Genomic DNA, 18,817 nt, shown 5'->3' with positions numbered 1-18,817 from the left:
GTGTGAAATCAGGCAGTCAGACGGCTCGCGTCTTGCGCGATAACCAGTTCTTCGTTGGTTGGGATAACCACCGCAGGACGGGTACCTTCTTTGTTGATGAAACCAGATTTGCCGAAACGTGCGGCCAGGTTACGCTCGTGGTCAACTTCAAAGCCCAGAACGCCCAGTTTGCCCAGAGACAGTTCACGAACCATCGCTGCGTTTTCACCAATACCACCAGTGAAGACAACCGCATCCAGACGACCATCCATCAGCGCAGTGTAAGAACCGATGTACTTCGCCAGACGGTGGCAGTAAACGTCCATTGCACGTTTAGCGTCTTCTTTGGTTGTGTAGTTATCTTCAACATAACGGCAGTCGCTGGTGACTTCGGTCAGACCCAGCAGACCGGATTCTTTGGTCAGCATTTTGTTGATCTGGTCAACGCTCATGCCCAGGGTGTCGTGCAGGTGGAAGATGATCGCCGGGTCGATGTCACCGGAACGTGTACCCATCACCAGACCTTCCAGCGGGGTCAGACCCATGGAGGTATCAACACATTTACCGTTACGGATAGCAGATACAGAACCGCCGTTGCCCAGGTGGCAAGTGATGATGTTCAGTTCATCAACCGGTTTGTTCAGCATTTTTGCCGCTTCCTGAGTAACAAAGAAGTGGCTGGTGCCGTGCGCGCCGTAACGACGAACGCCGTGTTCTTTGTACAGGCTGTACGGCAGAGCATAGAGGTAAGACTCTTCCGGCATAGTCTGATGGAACGCGGTGTCGAATACAGCCACGTTTTTGTCTTTCAGGCTTGGGAAGGATTTCAGCGCTTCTGCGATACCGATCAGGTGAGCAGGGTTATGCAGCGGTGCGAAAGAGGCAGAATCTTTGATGCCCTGGATAACGGAATCATCGATAACCACAGAGCTGGTATACTTCTCGCCGCCGTGTACGATACGGTGACCGATAGCGGTCAATTGCGCAGACAATTCTGGTTTTTGTGCCAGAATAGTGTTAACGATAAAGTTCAGCGCTTCACTGTGAGCGGCGCCTGCACCTAAAGCCGCTTCTTGTTTACCGCCGTCCATTTTCCACTTGATGCGTGCTTCTGGGAGATGGAAACATTCGGCTAAACCAGAGAGGTATTCTTCACCGTTTACTGCATCGATGATGGCAAATTTCAGTGAGGAGCTACCGCAGTTCAGAACCAGTACTAACTTACTCGACATGGAAGTACCTATTTATGATACGTGGCTAAAAAAACGTCAGGGAGTCATAGAGCGTAGCGCATGATGATACCGACGTTTATGATTAACATCATGCGCCAGAGTCTTTTTGGGCACGATGGAATAAATACCTTTGAGTCTATGTCATTTTGCGTATTTTTCAGCCAGTGGCATACTGTATGCCAATTTGACGACTCAATGATTTTGGACTAAAGGCCTTACAGGCCGGCACAGGATACCTGAATGTGGGTATCAAAGACAAAATGTTTTGAACGATGTCCTTTATAGTTGTTGTTTTGCACAAATTTTTTAATTTTTATATGTGAAGTTGAGGTAACCGCCATGTCGACACCGGATAATCGTTCCGTCAATTTTTTTAGTTTGTTTCGCCGGGGGCAGCACTATGCGAAGACGTGGCCAATGGAAAAGCGCCTCGCGCCCGTATTTGTTGAGAACCGCGTCATCCGTATGACGCGTTACGCAATCCGTTTTATGCCGCCCATCGCTGTTTTCACCTTATGCTGGCAAATTGCTTTAGGCGGGCAGTTGGGACCCGCCGTGGCGACGGCGCTGTTTGCGCTCAGTCTGCCGATGCAGGGCATGTGGTGGCTGGGTAAGCGTTCTGTCACGCCGCTGCCGCCTTCAATACTCAACTGGTTCTACGAAGTTCGGGGTAAATTGCAAGAGGCCGGGCAGGCGCTCGCTCCGGTAGAAGGAAAGCCTGATTATCAGGCGCTGGCTGACACGCTTAAGCGCGCCTTCAAACAACTGGATAAAACTTTCCTTGATGATTTGTAATTGACCCCTGATTACGCATATAAAAGAAGGCACAAGATGCCTTCTTTTTTTTCATCGTAGTAGTAGTGATACAGGAGTCCCAAATGGAAATGACCAACGCTCAACGTCTGATTTTGTCTAACCAGTACAAAATGATGACTATGCTCGATCCCACTAACGCCGAGCGTTATCGTCGTTTGCAGACGATTATTGAACGCGGTTACGGCTTGCAGATGCGCGAGCTGGATCGTGAGTTTGGTGAGCTGACGGAAGAAACCTGTCGTACGGTTATCGATATTATGGAGATGTATCACGCATTACATGTGTCCTGGACTAATCTAAAAGACGCGCAGTCTATTGATGAGCGCCGCGTGACCTTCCTCGGCTTTGACGCTGCAACGGAAGCCCGTTTCCTCGGGTATGTACGGTTTATGGTCAATGTGGAAGGGCGTTATACCCACTTTGATGCGGGTACGCATGGCTTCAACGCCCAGACCCCGATGTGGGAAAAATATCAGCGTATGCTGAATGTCTGGCACTCTTGCCCGCGTCAGTATCACCTGAGCGCGAATGAAATTAACCAAATCATTAATGCCTGAGGGGGCGAGCGTGCAGTGCAAAGGTTTTCTGTTTGATCTGGATGGAACGCTGGTCGATTCCTTACCCGCAGTAGAGCGCGCGTGGTGCAACTGGGCCGATCGTTTTGGCCTCGATCACGCCGAGGTGCTCGGCTTTATTCATGGTAAGCAGGCCATTACTTCCCTGCGACACTTTATGGTGGGCAAGTCCGAGGCGGAGATTGCTGCGGAGTTCACCCGCCTGGAGCAGATCGAAGCGACGGAAACCGCGGGGATCACCGCGCTGCCAGGGGCGGTTGACTTGCTCAACCATCTCAACAAAGCGGGCATTCCATGGGCGATTGTGACTTCCGGTTCAATGCCGGTCGCACGGGCGCGTCATCGTGTCGCAGGACTTCCTGCTCCTGAAGTGTTTGTCACTGCCGAACGGGTAAAAAGAGGTAAGCCAGAGCCAGACGCCTATCTGTTAGGCGCTCAGCTACTGGGCCTGGCGCCACAGGAATGCGCGGTAGTCGAGGATGCGCCCGCTGGGGTGCTCTCGGGACTGGCGGCAGGGTGCCATGTAATAGCGGTAAATGCGCCAGCGGACACGCCGCGTCTGGATGAGGTCGATTTTTCGCTGACCAGTCTGGAACATATTTCTGTGACCAAGCAGCCCAACGGAAATGTGGTCGTTGTAAGAAATACCTGATCATGATTTAGCCCCAGATTGTTGGGGCTTTTTTATGGCAGAATCGCTCCATCCCTCTCATTTAACAAGGATATGTTGTGAACGGTGAATTGATATGGGTTCTCTCATTGCTGGCGATTGCCGTCGTCTTGTTTGCAACTGGCAGAGTGCGTATGGACGCGATCGCTTTGCTGGTCATTATTGCCTTTGTTCTGAGTGGAACATTGAGCATCACAGAAGCTTTTTCCGGGTTCAGCGATCCTAACGTTATTTTGATCGCGGCTTTATTTATTATCGGCGACGGTCTGGTGCGTACCGGGGTGGCGACGGTGATGGGGGCCTGGCTGGTGAAGGTCGCCGGCAGCAGTGAAGTCAAAATGCTGGTGTTGCTGATGATAACCGTGGCCGGGCTCGGTGCGTTTATGAGTTCGACCGGCGTGGTTGCTATCTTTATACCGGTTGTCTTAAGCGTTTCCATGCGCATGCAAATTTCTCCCTCACGTCTGATGATGCCGCTGAGCTTTGCCGGATTGATAAGCGGTATGATGACGCTGGTGGCGACACCGCCAAACCTGGTCGTCAACAGTGAGTTGTTACGCGAAGGACTTAACGGCTTCAGCTTTTTTAGCGTCACTCCGCTGGGGCTGGTGGTTCTGGTGCTTGGCATAATTTATATGCTGCTGATGCGCTTTATGCTGAAGGGTGAAGACTCCGGGCAGCCGGGAGACGGTTGGAAACGCCGGACTTTTCGCGATTTAATCAAAGAGTATCGCCTCACGGGGCGTGCCCGCCGTCTGGCGATTCGCCCTGGTTCACCGATGATTGGCCAGCGTCTGGACGACCTGAAACTGCGTGAGCGTTACGGAGCAAACGTGATTGGCGTGGAGCGCTGGCGGCGCTTTCGTCGCGTGATTGTTGATGTTAACGGGGTTTCTGAATTTCGCGCCCGTGACGTGCTGCTGATTGATATGTCTGCAGCGGATGTCGATCTGCGAGAATTTTGCAGTGAGCAACTGCTGGAGCCGATGGTGCTGCGCGGGGAATATTTCTCCGAGCAGGCGCTTGATGTGGGCATGGCCGAGATCTCACTGATCCCTGAATCGGAACTGATTGGCAAAACGGTACGGGAGATAGCCTTTCGTACGCGTTACGGTCTGAATGTGGTCGGCCTGAAACGCGATGGTACGGCGCTGGCAGGCGCGGTGGTGGATGAACCGTTGCTGATGGGGGATATCATTCTGGTGGTGGGTAACTGGAAGCTCATCACACTGCTGGGACAAAAAGGGCGCGACTTCGTGGTGTTGAACATGCCAGCTGAGGTCAGTGAAGCCTCCCCGGCGCACAGTCAGGCGCCGCATGCCATTTTCTGCCTGGTGCTGATGGTGGCCCTGATGCTTACCGATGAAATTCCTAATACGGTTGCCGCAATTATCGCCTGCCTGCTGATGGGGAAATTCCGCTGTATCGATGCCGAAAGCGCCTATAAAGCGATTCACTGGCCGAGCATTATTTTGATCGTCGGGATGATGCCCTTTGCACTGGCGCTACAAAAAACCGGCGGTGTCGATCTGGTAGTAAAAGGACTGATGGACGTCGGCGGCGGGTATGGCCCGTACATGATGTTGGGTTGCCTGTTCGTCCTGTGCGCGAGCATCGGGTTATTTATCTCAAATACTGCGACGGCGGTACTCATGGCGCCAATTGCTCTGGCGGCGGCAAAGTCGATGGGGGTTTCGCCGTATCCTTTTGCAATGGTGATTGCAATGGCAGCATCCGCAGCCTTTATGACACCGGTCTCTTCGCCGGTGAACACGCTGGTGCTGGGGCCGGGTAACTACAGCTTTAGCGATTTCGTGAAAATTGGCGTGCCGTTTACGGTGATCGTGATGGCGGTGTGCGTGGTGATGATCCCGATGCTGTTCCCATTTTGATTTTTATGTGCCGGATAAGACGTTGACGTCGCCATCCGGCAACATCGTTTAAAGCGGTGAATCCTGGCTGATCTCATCTAATGAGAGGTGAAAACTCGGGACAAACACCTCCATAAAATAGTCCATCTCTTCGCTGCGCCGCGACTCCAGCGTTTTTTCCAGCCGCGTTTTCGCCAACAAGAACTCATTATTGCCCGCCGAAAGCTCTTCCAGACACTTCAGATAAGCGCACAGCGCATCGGCCTGTTTGACGATAGATTTCTCTTCTTCGCTGTAAGCATGTTCATCAATCAGCGGAGCAAATATATCTCGTAGCTCGTCGGGCACCATATCGACCAGCTTTTGCTGGGCAATTTTCTCTATCGCTTTATATTCCTGGGCGATTTGTGAGTTGAAGTATTTTACCGGGGTAGGGAGGTCACCGGTCAGCACCTCTGAAGCGTCATGGTACATTGCCAACAGGGCAATGCGCTCTGCATTAAGCTGACCACCAAATTTACGGTTTTTGATCGCCGCCAGCGCATGAGCGACCATGGCGACTTGCAAACTATGCTCGGACACATTTTCGGTGCGCACGTTGCGCATCAGCGGCCAGCGGTTAATGAGCTTCAGACGGGAGAGGTGGGCAAAAAAATGGCTCTGCTTCATAACGACCCTTATATGATGGCAACCTAAGAGTCATTGTGCGCAGAGAAGGCTGTCAGATGCAAATACTCGTCATACTGATCCAACAGCCCGTGTTTTATTACAACTGGTGATACCCTGACAGGAAGCGCTCAAATTTACTCAGCGACATTTCGATATCGTCAATGCGCGGGAGCGTGACGATGCGGAAATGATCCGGCCACGGCCAGTTGAACGCCGTCCCCTGAACCAGCAGCACTTTTTCCTGCAACAGGAAGTCGAGCACCATTTTCTGGTCGTCATGAATGTTGAAGCGTTTAGCGTCGATTTTCGGGAACATATACAGCGCGCCGCGCGGTTTCACGCAGGAGACGCCGGGAATATCATTGAGTAACTCCCAGGCGCGGTTGCGTTGTTCATACAGGCGCCCGCCAGGCATGATAAATTCACTGATGCTCTGGTATCCGCCCAGCGCGGTCTGAATCGCATGTTGCGCCGGAACGTTAGCACATAAGCGCATAGAGGCCAGCATCTCAAGACCTTCGATGTACCCCTTGGCATGTTTCTTCGGCCCGTTCAGCACCATCCAGCCCTGACGGAAACCGGCAACGCGATAGGTTTTTGACAGGCCGTTGAAGGTAATAGTCAGCAGGTCCGGCGCCATCGCGGCGATCGAGTGGTGTTCAGCATCATCGTAGAGAATTTTGTCGTAAATCTCATCCGCAAAAATGATGAGGTTGTTCTGGCGAGCAATTTCAACAATCTCCATCAGCAGCTCTTTGGAATACACAGCGCCGGTTGGGTTGTTGGGGTTAATGATGACGATCCCACGCGTACGCGGGGTAATTTTGGCGCGAATGTCGTCAAGGTCCGGGAACCAGTCAGATGATTCGTCACACAGGTAATGCACGGCGTTACCGCCGGAGAGCGATACCGCTGCCGTCCACAGTGGATAATCAGGTGCCGGAACGAGCATTTCGTCCCCACTGTTCAGCAATGCCTGCATGGCCTGCACAATCAATTCGGAAACGCCGTTACCGATATAGATATCTTCCACGGTCACATCGCGCATCCCGCGGGCCTGGTAATGCTGCATGATCGCTTTACGGGCTGAATAAAGACCTTTGGAGTCGCAATATCCTTGCGCTGTTGGCAAATTGCGGATCACATCAACCAGAATTTCGTCTGGCGCTTCAAACCCGAATGGCGCCGGGTTGCCGATGTTAAGTTTCAGAACTTTATTGCCTTCTTCTTCCAGGCGCTTTGCTTCCTTCAGAACCGGGCCGCGAATGTCATAACAGACGTTTTCTAATTTGCTGGATTTTTCAATGGGGGACATGAACGTTGACCTTTTTAGCTGTGAATGCCACTCCCTGCCGTGGAAGTCAGCCCAGCACAATGTACTCCCACGACGGTAAGTTTTGAAGGGTCTTTAGTAGAAGATTTTGAAAATCCATGAAGTTATAATTAACTGTTAATAACTAAATAACGCAATTATCATGAAATAATGATCTGGTGAATTGTATAATGTTGGTGATATGTTTTGTAGTGTTGGTTTAGGTGTGGTGGTTTGTCTGGTCAAAAAAACTTAACTCTGTAAAGCAAAAGATCGCCGACACATAAGCGGTATGACGTCATTCGAAAATACTGAGGTTTTATCTGCGAGGGCTGTTATCGGCCTGATCCGTGCGTGGTACGGTGTGAATTCATTGTTAAGTATAATTAATGAATTGAAGGATTCTTAATTAATTATTATTTAATATTTAAATCGCATTAAATTGAATGGCCTAATAATACGAAAACCGCAGGTCAGACATAACCTCAGGTAGACTCGAATTATTCGCGATAACACTTATAAATATAGTGGTTTTAGGTTAAGATAAGTCTCATGAAATGGTGCGTAGTACGAATTTTACGATAATTCAAATGTTTGTTGGTTGTTCCTAACGTACTGAAAAGTTAGTTTTTAATGTGTAAATTATTGTTCGTTAAGTTTTTTTTAAATTTACAAAATTTACATGTTTTCCATTAGTCAGAATCATCCAGCAGCTAAAAATATGGCCCTTTCTCGTTGCTATATTCCGATGAGTGTCACGGTTATTATATAGCGTAGAAAGAGAATTGTTTCGTTTGTTAAACCAAATACATCCTTATTTTCACTTGGTTACACTAAGCGAAACTGCAAGGAAGGCAGATAACAAATGGAGTGGTTTGATTCTGAATGCACAGCATTAACCCGGTATGACCCGCGAGTAAGTGAAAAACTATGATAAATGCAAATCGTCCGATAATTAACCTCGACCTCGATCTGCTGAGAACCTTCGTTGCTGTTGCCGACCTGAATACCTTCGCGGCTGCGGCAGCTGCGGTATGTCGCACTCAGTCTGCGGTGAGTCAGCAAATGCAGCGTCTTGAGCAACTCGTGGGGAAAGAGTTGTTCGCGCGTCATGGACGCAACAAACTGCTGACCGAACATGGTATACAGCTGTTGGGTTACGCCAGAAAAATATTGCGTTTTAATGATGAGGCATGCTCATCATTAATGTTTAACAATCTTCAGGGAGTGTTAACTATTGGCGCTTCTGATGAATCCGCCGATACGATACTGCCTTTCCTGCTCAACCGTATAAGTTCGGTTTATCCGAAGCTTGCATTGGATGTAAGGGTCAAGCGCAACGCCTATATGGTGGATATGCTGAAGTCGCAAGAAGTGGATTTGGTGGTAACGACTAACCGTCCGGGCGATTTTGAATGCCTGAATCTGCGCACTTCGCCGACGCACTGGTATTGTGCGGCCGAATATATCCTGCAAAAAGGTGAGCCGGTCCCGTTGGTGCTGTTGGACGATCCGAGCCCGTTCCGCGATATGGTGTTGGCAACGCTGAATGCTGCGCAGATCCCGTGGCGCTTAGCGTATGTTGCTTCAACATTGCCTGCGGTTCGTGCTGCGGTCAAAGCCGGTCTGGGCGTTACTGCGCGTCCCGTTGAAATGATGAGCCCTGATTTACGCGTACTGGGGGCGGCGGACGGATTACCGCCATTGCCTGATACCGAGTATCTGTTGTGCTGCGATCCGGCTACGCAAAATGATTTAGCTCAGGTGATCTTTAACTCGATGCAGACATATCAAAACCCTTGGCAATACAATCAGTTTACCCCCGAAGGGGGAGATGATTCGCTCCTTATTGAAGGCGACTTCGAGTAACGCGTCACAAAAAACGTTTTAAAATGTAAGTGTAAAAAAAGAGCCGCTAATGATGAAAAAACATCCAGCGGCTCTTTTTTTGTGCAAATAACATTGGTTTATGTCATTTGCTATACTAAAACTTAACAAAATCAGCGGGTAAAAAAACAGCCTGCAAATAGGGTGAAAAATAATCAGCAGAAGTGTTAATTGTTTTCATGTTAAAAAACTAGAGAAATTGTTGCTGTTTTTTATGGTGAATTAACAAAAGCGTGTCACAGATCAAGAAAATACTCCCATTTAGGGGGAGGCATTAGTGTGAATTCCTGTCAAAATAGACGAGTATTATCTTTTTTACTTCACTACGGACACGATTCAACAACATTAAAAAAGACCGATGATGCAACCGAAATGGGTGTAAACAGCACTTTATGTTAATGAGGTTGGAGTAGTGTAAAATAATGTGAGGAAACTTTTGTTAAAGTTGACAAAAGGTTATAGAAAGGAGTAAAAAACCCCATCAATTGGCTGTATAAAATGGTTTTCTACAGTGATTGTAAGGTTTTTTTTATTCCTCCCCATGAATCGATGTGGCGTTCATCTGCCGAAAAGAGCAGAGAATTTGGCGCTACTTTTGATGAGTAAGCAATGAGTATGTCAACATCCACTGAAATCATCGCTCATCACTGGGCATTCGCTATCTTTCTTATTGTCGCCATTGGCCTGTGCTGCCTGATGCTTGTCGGCGGCTGGTTTTTAGGTGGTCGCGCGCGCGCGAGATCTAAAAACGTGCCGTTTGAATCAGGTATCGACTCGGTCGGCACCGCCCGCTTGCGCCTGTCTGCCAAGTTTTATCTGGTAGCCATGTTCTTCGTTATCTTCGACGTTGAAGCGCTGTATCTGTTCGCATGGTCAACATCTATCCGTGAAAGCGGTTGGATTGGCTTTGTGGAAGCTGCAATTTTTATTTTTGTGTTACTGGCTGGTCTGGTTTATCTGGTGCGTATTGGCGCGCTGGACTGGACGCCCGCGCGTTCACGCCGCGAGCGTATGAACCCGGAAACGAACAGTATCGCTAATCGTCAACGCTAACCGCGAGGCATTAAGATGGATTATACGCTCACCCGCATAGATCCTAACGGTGAGAACGACCGTTACCCCCTGCAAAAACAGGAGATCGTAACCGACCCCCTGGAGCAAGAAGTTAATAAAAACGTGTTCATGGGCAAGCTCCATGACATGGTTAACTGGGGCCGTAAAAACTCAATTTGGCCATATAACTTTGGCCTTTCCTGCTGCTACGTTGAGATGGTGACCTCGTTTACCGCTGTGCACGATGTGGCCCGTTTTGGTGCGGAAGTACTGCGTGCATCGCCGCGTCAGGCTGACCTGATGGTCGTGGCTGGAACCTGCTTTACCAAAATGGCACCGGTTATTCAGCGCCTCTACGATCAGATGCTGGAACCAAAATGGGTTATTTCCATGGGCGCATGCGCCAACTCCGGCGGTATGTACGACATCTATTCTGTGGTGCAGGGCGTTGATAAATTTATTCCGGTCGATGTGTACATCCCGGGATGCCCGCCGCGTCCAGAAGCGTATATGCAGGCTCTGATGCTGCTGCAGGATTCCATTGGCAAAGAACGCCGTCCGCTCTCCTGGGTGGTTGGGGATCAGGGCGTTTATCGCGCCAATATGCAGTCAGAACGCGAGCGTAAACGCGGTGAACGTATTGCTGTAACGAATCTTCGTACACCAGACGAGATTTAATTTGCGCCTGTCGGCAGCCGCACTTCCTTCGCTTATCACTACATAAATAGCGCGAAGCACTGCCGACTACCACGGACCATTTACAATGGTGAACAATATGACCGACTTAACCGCGCAAGATGCTGTATGGCAAACACGGGATCACCTTGATGACCCGGTCATTGGCGAACTGCGCAACCGTTTTGGGCCGGATGCCTTTACCGTTCAGGCGACTCGCACCGGGGTACCCGTTGTTTGGGTCAAGCGTGAACAATTACTGGAAGTTGGCGATTTCTTAAAGAGACTGCCGAAACCTTACGTCATGCTGTTTGACTTACATGGCATGGACGAACGTCTGCGTACGCACCGCGAAGGGTTACCTGCCGCGGATTTTTCCGTTTTCTATCACCTGATTTCTATTGAACGCAATCGCGATATCATGCTCAAGGTGGCGTTGTCTGAAAACGATCTGCGTGTACCGACTTTTACCAAACTGTTCCCCAACGCCAACTGGTATGAGCGTGAAACCTGGGAAATGTTTGGTATCGATATCGAAGGCCACCCGCATCTGACGCGTCTGCTGATGCCGCATACCTGGCAAGGCCACCCGCTGCGTAAAGATTACCCGGCACGTGCGACCGAATTCGATCCGTTTGAGCTGACCAAAGCCAAACAGGATCTGGAAATGGAAGCGCTGACCTTCAAACCCGAAGACTGGGGCATGAAGCGTGGTACCGAAAACGAGGACTTCATGTTCCTCAACCTCGGCCCTAACCACCCGTCTTCTCACGGCGCGTTCCGTATTGTGCTGCAGCTTGATGGCGAAGAAATCGTCGACTGCGTGCCTGACATCGGCTATCACCACCGTGGCGCTGAAAAGATGGGTGAACGTCAGTCCTGGCACAGCTACATTCCGTACACCGACCGTATCGAATACCTCGGCGGCTGCGTCAACGAAATGCCTTACGTACTGGCGGTTGAGAAACTGGCGGGCATCACCACGCCGGATCGCGTCAACGTGATTCGCGTTATGTTGTCTGAACTGTTCCGTATCAACAGCCACCTGCTGTACATCTCCACGTTCATTCAGGACGTCGGCGCGATGACGCCGGTTTTCTTCGCCTTTACCGATCGTCAGAAAATTTATGACGTGGTGGAAGCGATCACCGGTTACCGTATGCACCCGGCCTGGTTCCGTATCGGCGGTGTCGCACACGATCTGCCGCGCGGTTGGGACAAGCTGCTGCGTGACTTCCTCGACTGGATGCCAAAACGTCTGGATTCCTACGAGAAAGCTGCACTGCGTAACACCATCCTGAAGGGTCGTTCCCAGGGCGTTGCCGCCTATGGCAAGAAAGAAGCGCTGGACTGGGGTTGTACCGGTGCTGCGCTGCGTGCGACCGGTATTGATTTCGACGTGCGTAAAGCCCGTCCATACTCTGGCTACGAAAACTTTGACTTTGAAGTTCCGGTTGGCGGCGGCGTGTCTGACTGCTATACCCGCGTAATGCTGAAAGTTGAAGAGCTGCGCCAGAGTCTGCGCATCCTTGAGCAGTGCCTCAACAACATGCCGGAAGGCCCGTTCAAAGCGGATCACCCGCTGACTACGCCGCCGCCGAAAGAGCGCACGCTGCAACATATCGAAACCCTGATCACCCACTTCCTGCAGGTTTCGTGGGGACCGGTTATGCCGGCAAACGAGTCCTTCCAGATGGTGGAAGCGACCAAGGGTATCAACAGTTACTACCTGACCAGCGATGGCAGCACCATGAGTTACCGTACTCGTATCCGTACCCCGAGCTATGCGCACCTGCAGCAGATCCCGGTAGCGGTACGCGGCAGCCTGGTGTCCGACCTTATCGTCCATCTGGGTAGTATTGATTTTGTTATGTCAGATGTGGACCGCTAATTATGCACGAGAATCAACAACCACAAACCGAGGCTTTTGAGCTGAGTGCGGCTGAGCGTGAAGCGATTGAGCACGAGAAGCACCACTACGAAGACCCGCGTGCGGCGTCCATTGAAGCGCTGAAAATCGTTCAGAAGCAGCGTGGCTGGGTGCCGGACGGGGCGATCTATGCGATCGCGGATGTGCTGGGTATCCCGGCAAGCGACGTAGAAGGTGTTGCCACGTTCTATAGCCAGATCTTTCGCCAGCCGGTAGGTCGCCACGTGATCCGCTATTGCGATAGCGTGGTGTGCCATATCAATGGTTATCAGGGGATCCAGGCTGCGCTTGAGAAAAAACTCAACATCAAGCCGGGGCAGACGACCTTTGATGGTCGCTTTACGCTGCTGCCGACCTGCTGCCTGGGGAACTGTGATAAAGGGCCGAACATGATGATCGATGACGACACTCATGCTCACCTGACCCCGGAAGGCATTCCTGAACTGCTGGAGCGGTATAAATGAAAGATATTATCCGTACTCCCGAAACACATCCGCTGACCTGGCGTCTGCGTGATGACAAACAGCCAGTCTGGCTGGACGAATACCGTAGCAAAAACGGTTACGAAGGTGCGCGTAAGGCCCTGACCGGCCTGTCACCGGACGAAATCGTCAATCAGGTAAAAGACGCTGGCCTGAAAGGGCGCGGCGGCGCGGGCTTTTCCACCGGTCTGAAGTGGAGCCTGATGCCGAAAGACGAATCCATGAACATCCGTTACCTGCTGTGTAACGCCGATGAAATGGAACCGGGCACCTATAAAGACCGCCTGCTGATGGAACAACTGCCGCACCTGCTGGTGGAAGGCATGCTGATTTCCGCGTTTGCGCTGAAAGCGTACCGTGGTTACATCTTCCTGCGCGGTGAATATATCGAGGCGGCTGTGCATCTGCGCCGCGCGATTGCCGAAGCAACCGAAGCCGGTCTGCTTGGCAAAAACATCATGGGCACCGGTTTCGACTTCGAACTGTTTGTCCATACCGGGGCAGGGCGTTACATCTGCGGTGAAGAAACCGCGCTGATCAACTCCCTCGAAGGTCGTCGCGCTAACCCGCGTTCCAAGCCGCCGTTCCCGGCAAGCTCTGGCGCATGGGGTAAGCCGACCTGCGTTAACAACGTCGAAACCCTGTGTAACGTACCGGCCATCCTCGCCAACGGCGTGGAGTGGTATCAGAACATCTCGAAGAGCAAAGATGCGGGCACCAAGCTGATGGGCTTCTCCGGTCGTGTGAAGAACCCTGGCCTGTGGGAACTGCCGTTTGGCACCACCGCGCGTGAGATCCTCGAAGACTACGCGGGCGGTATGCGTGATGGCCTGAAATTCAAGGCCTGGCAGCCGGGCGGCGCGGGAACCGACTTCCTGACCGAGGCGCATCTTGACCTGCCGATGGAGTTCGAAAGCATCGGTAAAGCAGGCAGCCGTCTGGGTACTGCGCTGGCAATGGCCGTTGACCACGAGATTGGCATGGTACCGCTGGTGCGTAACCTCGAAGAGTTCTTCGCCCGCGAGTCCTGCGGCTGGTGTACGCCGTGCCGTGACGGTCTGCCGTGGAGCGTAAAAATTCTGCGTGCGCTGGAGCGTGGCGAAGGCCAGCCTGGGGATATCGAGACACTTGAGCAACTGTGTCGTTTCCTCGGCCCGGGTAAAACCTTCTGTGCACACGCACCGGGCGCGGTGGAGCCGCTGCAGAGCGCCATTAAATATTTCCGCGAAGAATTCGAAGCTGGCATCAAGCAGACCTTCAGCAATACCCACGCTATTGGTGGTATTCAGCCGAACCTGCTGAAAGAGCGCTGGTAATTGCAGGTTACCCCCTGCATCGCGATAAGTAATTCGATTAACGCTTAGTCCCTGACTAAGCCAACTGGAAGCATGCTGACTATGGCTACGATTCATGTAGACGGCAAAGAATATGAGGTCAACGGAGCGGACAACCTGCTGGAAGCTTGTCTGTCTCTCGGCCTTGATATTCCGTACTTTTGCTGGCACCCGGCGCTGGGCAGCGTCGGTGCTTGCCGCCAGTGTGCGGTGAAGCAATATCAAAACGCGGAAGATACGCGTGGTCGCCTGGTGATGTCTTGTATGACACCAGCCACCGAAGGCACCTTTATTTCTATTGATGACGAAGAAGCGAAACAGTTCCGCGAAAGCGTTGTTGAGTGGTTGATGACCAACCACCCGCACGACTGTCCGGTCTGCGAAGAGGGCGGTAACTGCCACCTGCAGGATATGACCGTCATGACCGGTCATAGCTTCCGTCGCTATCGCTTCACGAAGCGTACGCACCGCAACCAGGATCTGGGGCCGTTCATCTCTCACGAAATGAACCGCTGTATCGCCTGCTATCGCTGCGTACGTTACTACAAAGATTACGCCGATGGCGCGGATCTGGGCGTGTATGGCGCGCATGACAACGTCTACTTCGGTCGCCCGGAAGACGGTACGCTGGAAAGCGAATTCTCCGGTAACCTGGTCGAGATTTGCCCGACCGGCGTGTTCACCGATAAAACGCACTCCGAGCGCTACAACCGTAAGTGGGACATGCAGTTTGCGCCGAGCATCTGCCAGCAGTGTTCCATTGGCTGTAACACCAGCCCGGGCGAGCGCTACGGTGAACTGCGTCGTATCGAAAACCGCTACAACGGTACCGTTAACCACTACTTCCTCTGCGACCGTGGTCGTTTTGGCTATGGTTACGTGAACCTGAAAGACCGTCCGCGTCAGCCGGTACAGCGTCGTGGCGATGATCTGATCACGCTCAACGCCGAACAGGCGATGCAGGGCGCGGCAGATATTCTGCGCCAGTCGAAGAAAGTGATTGGTATCGGCTCCCCGCGTGCCAGCGTTGAAAGCAACTTCGCGCTGCGTGAACTGGTCGGCGCGGATAACTTCTATACCGGTATCGCCCAGGGTGAGCAGGAACGTCTGCAACTGGCGCTGAGCGTGCTGCGTGACGGCGGTATTCATACCCCGGCACTGCGTGAAATCGAGTCTTACGATGCGGTTCTGGTGCTGGGCGAAGACGTCACCCAGACCGGCGCGCGCGTTGCTCTGGCGGTGCGTCAGGCGGTGAAAGGTAAAGCACGCGAAATGGCGGCGGCGCAGAAAGTGGCCGACTGGCAGATTGCGGCAATCCTTAACATCGGTCAGCGCGCTAAGCACCCGCTGTTTGTGACTAACGTCGATAATACCCGTCTGGATGATATCGCTGCATGGACCTACCGTGCGCCGGTTGAAGATCAGGCGCGTTTAGGTTTCGCTATCGCCCACGCGCTGGATAACAACGCCCCGGCGGTTGACGGTATCGATCGTGACCTGCAGAACAAAATTGACGTGATCGTTCAGGCATTAGCCGGAGCGAAGAAACCACTGATTATTTCCGGCACCAACGCCGGTAGCGCCGAAGTAATTCAGGCTGCTGCCAACGTGGCGAAGGCGCTGAAAGGTCGTGGCGCTGACGTCGGCATTACCATGATTGCGCGCTCTGTTAACAGCATGGGTCTGGGTATGATTGGCGGTGGTTCTCTTGACGATGCGCTGACCGAGCTGGAAACAGGTCGTGCTGACGCCGTTGTGGTGCTGGAAAATGACCTGCATCGCCATGCTTCAGCAACGCGTGTTAATGCCGCGCTGGCGAAAGCGCCGCTGGTACTGGTTGTTGACCATCAGCGTACAGCAATTATGGAAAACGCCCATCTGGTGCTTTCCGCCGCGAGCTTTGCCGAAAGCGATGGGACGGTGATTAACAACGAAGGCCGCGCGCAGCGCTTCTTCCAGGTCTATGACCCTTCCTACTACGACAGCAACACCGTGATGCTAGAAAGCTGGCGCTGGCTGCACTCGCTGCACAGCACCGTGCAGAGCCGTGAAGTGGACTGGACGCAGCTCGACCATGTTATCGACGCGGTTGTTGAGAAGCTGCCGCAATTGGCTGGGATCAAAGATGCCGCGCCGGATGCAAGCTTCCGTATCCGTGGACAGAAACTGGCGCGTGAGCCGCACCGCTACAGCGGTCGTACCGCGATGCGGGCTAACATCAGCGTCCATGAACCTCGTCAGCCGCAGGATAAAGACACCATGTTCGCCTTCTCGATGGAAGGGAACAACCAGCCGTCTGCGCCGCGTTCACAAATTCCGTTTGCCTGGGCTCCGGGCTGGAACTCCCCACAGGCGTGGAACAAGTTCCAGGATGAAGTGGGCGGTAAACTGCGTCATGGCGATCCGGGCGTGCGTCTGATTGAAGCCTCTGCGGGCGGTATGGATTACTTCACTACCGTTCCGGCGAGCTTCGAAGCTCAGGATGGTCAGTGGCGTATCGCGCCGTACTACCATCTGTTTGGTAGCGACGAATTGTCCCAGCGTGCGCCGGTCTTCCAGACTCGTATGCCGCAGCCGTACATCAAACTTAACCCGGCAGACGCCGCGAAGTTGGGTGTTAATACCGGTACCCGTGTTTCTTTCAGCTACGATGGCAATACGGTCACGCTGCCGGTTGAAATCGCTGAAGGATTAACGGCAGGGCAGGTTGGTTTACCGATGGGTATGCCTGGCATCGCGCCGGTTCTGGCAGGTGCGCGTCTTGAGGATCTGCAGGAGGCACAGCAATGAGTTGGATTACACCCGATCTGATTGAGATCCTGCTGAGCATTCTCAAAGCGGTGGTGATTCTGCTGGTGGTGGTCACCTGCGGGGCATTCATGAGCTTTGGCGAACGTCGTCTGCTGGGTCTGTTCCAGAACCGTTACGGGCCGAACCGTGTTGGCTGGGGCGGTTCGCTCCAGCTGGTTGCGGACATGATCAAGATGTTCTTTAAAGAAGACTGGATCCCGAAATTTTCGGATCGCGTCATCTTTACCCTGGCGCCGATGATCGCCTTTACCTCGCTGCTGCTGGCTTTCGCCATCGTGCCGGTGAGCCCAAACTGGGTCGTTGCTGACCTGAACATCGGCATCCTGTTCTTCCTGATGATGGCAGGTCTCGCGGTATACGCGGTACTGTTCGCTGGTTGGTCGAGCAACAACAAATACTCGCTGCTGGGGGCGATGCGTGCTTCTGCGCAGACGCTGAGCTACGAAGTGTTCCTCGGACTGTCCCTGATGGGCGTGGTGGCGCAAGCCGGTTCATTCAACATGACCGACATTGTCAATAACCAGGCTGATATCTGGAACGTTATTCCGCAGTTCTTTGGTTTTGTCACCTTTGCCATCGCGGGCGTGGCGGTATGTCACCGTCACCCGTTTGACCAGCCAGAAGCCGAGCAGGAACTGGCCGACGGTTACCACATTGAATATTCCGGTATGAAATTCGGTCTGTTCTTCGTGGGCGAGTACATCGGTATCGTCACCATTTCTGCACTGATGGTTACCCTGTTCTTCGGTGGCTGGCATGGCCCGTTCTTACCGCCATTCGTCTGGTTCGCGCTGAAAACCGCGTTCTTCATGATGATGTTCATTTTGATTCGTGCGTCGTTACCGCGTCCTCGTTATGACCAGGTAATGTCCTTCGGCTGGAAAGTCTGTCTGCCGCTGACGCTCGTCAACTTGTTGGTAACGGCGGCTGTCATTCTGTGGCAGGCGCAATAAGGGACACAAAGACCATGACCTTAAAAGAATTGTTCGTAGGTTTCGGCACCCAGGTACGCAGTATCTGGATGATCGGCCTGCATGCGTTCGCGAAACGCGAAACGCAGATGTACCCGGAAGAGCCGGTCTATCTCCCGCCCCGTTTTCGTGGTCGTATCGTTTTGACCCGCGACCCGGACGGTGAAGAGCGCTGCGTTGCCTGTAACCTGTGCGCGGTAGCATGTCCGGTAGGCTGTATCTCTCTGCAAAAAGCAGAGACCAAAGACGGCCGCTGGTATCCGGAGTTTTTCCGCATTAACTTCTCACGCTGCATTTTCTGCGGTCTGTGCGAAGAAGCCTGTCCGACAACGGCTATTCAGCTGACTCCAGATTTCGAGCTGGGTGAGTACAAGCGCCAGGACCTGGTTTACGAGAAAGAGGATCTGCTGATCTCCGGTCCGGGCAAATACCCGGAATATAACTTCTACCGGATGGCAGGTATGGCAATCGACGGCAAAGATAAGGGCGAAGCAGAGAACGAAGCCAAGCCTATCGACGTCAAGAGCCTGTTACCGTAAGGAGAGGGGCA

16 protein-coding genes are annotated in these 18,817 nt (G+C 52.5%); 13 read left to right on the top strand and 3 right to left on the bottom strand.

The window, feature by feature from the left end; translation table 11 throughout:
• Nucleotides 1–8: 8 nt before the first annotated feature.
• On the bottom strand, nt 9–1,211 hold the full coding sequence (ackA, locus tag FDX09_RS18900) for an acetate kinase (protein WP_006683648.1): 1,203 nt from the start codon (nt 1,209–1,211) through the stop codon (nt 9–11).
• A gap of 339 nt (nt 1,212–1,550) precedes the next feature.
• Between ackA and yfbV the strand changes: the two genes are divergently transcribed.
• From yfbV to FDX09_RS18880, 4 genes are all read left to right on the top strand, one after another.
• A complete protein-coding gene (gene yfbV / locus FDX09_RS18895) occupies nt 1,551–2,006 on the top strand; it encodes a terminus macrodomain insulation protein YfbV (protein WP_038642312.1) in 456 nt (151 codons plus the stop codon).
• An 83-nt stretch (nt 2,007–2,089) separates the two neighbouring features.
• Entirely contained in the window at nt 2,090–2,584 is a 495-nt protein-coding gene (locus tag FDX09_RS18890) for a YfbU family protein (protein ID WP_038642310.1), read from the top strand.
• The gene (locus FDX09_RS18885) at nt 2,577–3,254 is read left to right on the top strand and encodes a sugar phosphatase (RefSeq protein ID WP_087051296.1); all 678 of its coding nucleotides are present in this window, start codon (nt 2,577–2,579) and stop codon (nt 3,252–3,254) included. Before FDX09_RS18890 ends, FDX09_RS18885 begins: the two co-directional genes overlap by 8 nt.
• A 77-nt stretch (nt 3,255–3,331) precedes the next feature.
• Nucleotides 3,332–5,164 (top strand): SLC13 family permease, encoded by a 1,833-nt coding sequence (locus FDX09_RS18880; protein WP_038642308.1) that lies wholly within the window; start codon nt 3,332–3,334, stop codon nt 5,162–5,164.
• A gap of 48 nt (nt 5,165–5,212) precedes the next feature.
• Here the strand turns inward: FDX09_RS18880 and yfbR are convergent, their stop codons facing one another.
• Both yfbR and alaA read right to left on the bottom strand, forming a co-directional pair.
• Nucleotides 5,213–5,812 carry a 5'-deoxynucleotidase gene (yfbR, locus tag FDX09_RS18875; RefSeq protein ID WP_042307093.1) on the bottom strand — a complete coding sequence of 200 codons (600 nt, stop codon included), beginning with the start codon at nt 5,810–5,812 and terminating at the stop codon, nt 5,213–5,215.
• A gap of 97 nt (nt 5,813–5,909) precedes the next feature.
• The gene (gene alaA, locus FDX09_RS18870) at nt 5,910–7,127 is read right to left on the bottom strand and encodes an alanine transaminase AlaA (RefSeq protein WP_005129483.1); all 1,218 of its coding nucleotides are present in this window, start codon (nt 7,125–7,127) and stop codon (nt 5,910–5,912) included.
• Between the two features lie 927 nt (nt 7,128–8,054).
• On the opposite strand from alaA, the gene lrhA reads away from it, so the two are divergent.
• The 9 genes from lrhA to nuoI all read left to right on the top strand — a co-directional run bounded on the left by lrhA (nt 8,055) and on the right by nuoI (nt 18,806).
• Nucleotides 8,055–8,993 (top strand): transcriptional regulator LrhA, encoded by a 939-nt coding sequence (lrhA, locus tag FDX09_RS18865; RefSeq protein ID WP_038642304.1) that lies wholly within the window; start codon nt 8,055–8,057, stop codon nt 8,991–8,993.
• A 627-nt stretch (nt 8,994–9,620) separates the two neighbouring features.
• Nucleotides 9,621–10,064, top strand: coding sequence for an NADH-quinone oxidoreductase subunit NuoA (nuoA, locus tag FDX09_RS18860; protein ID WP_003028077.1), 444 nt, complete (start codon nt 9,621–9,623; stop codon nt 10,062–10,064).
• 15 nt (nt 10,065–10,079) lie between these two features.
• Entirely contained in the window at nt 10,080–10,742 is a 663-nt protein-coding gene (gene nuoB / locus FDX09_RS18855; RefSeq protein ID WP_003028075.1) for an NADH-quinone oxidoreductase subunit NuoB, read from the top strand.
• Between the two features lie 85 nt (nt 10,743–10,827).
• Nucleotides 10,828–12,630 carry an NADH-quinone oxidoreductase subunit C/D gene (gene nuoC / locus FDX09_RS18850; protein WP_006683659.1) on the top strand — a complete coding sequence of 601 codons (1,803 nt, stop codon included), beginning with the start codon at nt 10,828–10,830 and terminating at the stop codon, nt 12,628–12,630.
• 2 nt (nt 12,631–12,632) lie between these two features.
• On the top strand, nt 12,633–13,133 hold the full coding sequence (gene nuoE, locus FDX09_RS18845) for an NADH-quinone oxidoreductase subunit NuoE (protein ID WP_006683660.1): 501 nt from the start codon (nt 12,633–12,635) through the stop codon (nt 13,131–13,133).
• The gene (gene nuoF / locus FDX09_RS18840; RefSeq protein ID WP_003839356.1) at nt 13,130–14,467 is read left to right on the top strand and encodes an NADH-quinone oxidoreductase subunit NuoF; all 1,338 of its coding nucleotides are present in this window, start codon (nt 13,130–13,132) and stop codon (nt 14,465–14,467) included. The genes nuoE and nuoF overlap by 4 nt, the downstream gene beginning before the upstream one ends.
• A gap of 81 nt (nt 14,468–14,548) precedes the next feature.
• The gene (gene nuoG / locus FDX09_RS18835; protein WP_137347694.1) at nt 14,549–17,275 is read left to right on the top strand and encodes an NADH-quinone oxidoreductase subunit NuoG; all 2,727 of its coding nucleotides are present in this window, start codon (nt 14,549–14,551) and stop codon (nt 17,273–17,275) included.
• Complete coding sequence (nuoH, locus tag FDX09_RS18830; protein WP_003028063.1) at nt 17,272–18,249, top strand: NADH-quinone oxidoreductase subunit NuoH; 978 nt, start codon at nt 17,272–17,274, stop codon at nt 18,247–18,249. The genes nuoG and nuoH overlap by 4 nt, the downstream gene beginning before the upstream one ends.
• Nucleotides 18,250–18,263: 14 nt before the next feature.
• Nucleotides 18,264–18,806, top strand: coding sequence for an NADH-quinone oxidoreductase subunit NuoI (gene nuoI, locus FDX09_RS18825; RefSeq protein ID WP_003028062.1), 543 nt, complete (start codon nt 18,264–18,266; stop codon nt 18,804–18,806).
• The last annotated feature ends 11 nt before the right edge of the window (nt 18,807–18,817 follow it).

Source organism: Citrobacter sp. wls717, assembly GCF_005280955.1.
Classification (GTDB): Bacteria; Pseudomonadota; Gammaproteobacteria; order Enterobacterales; family Enterobacteriaceae; genus Citrobacter; species Citrobacter werkmanii.
This window is presented reverse-complemented; position numbering and strand designations above follow the sequence as displayed.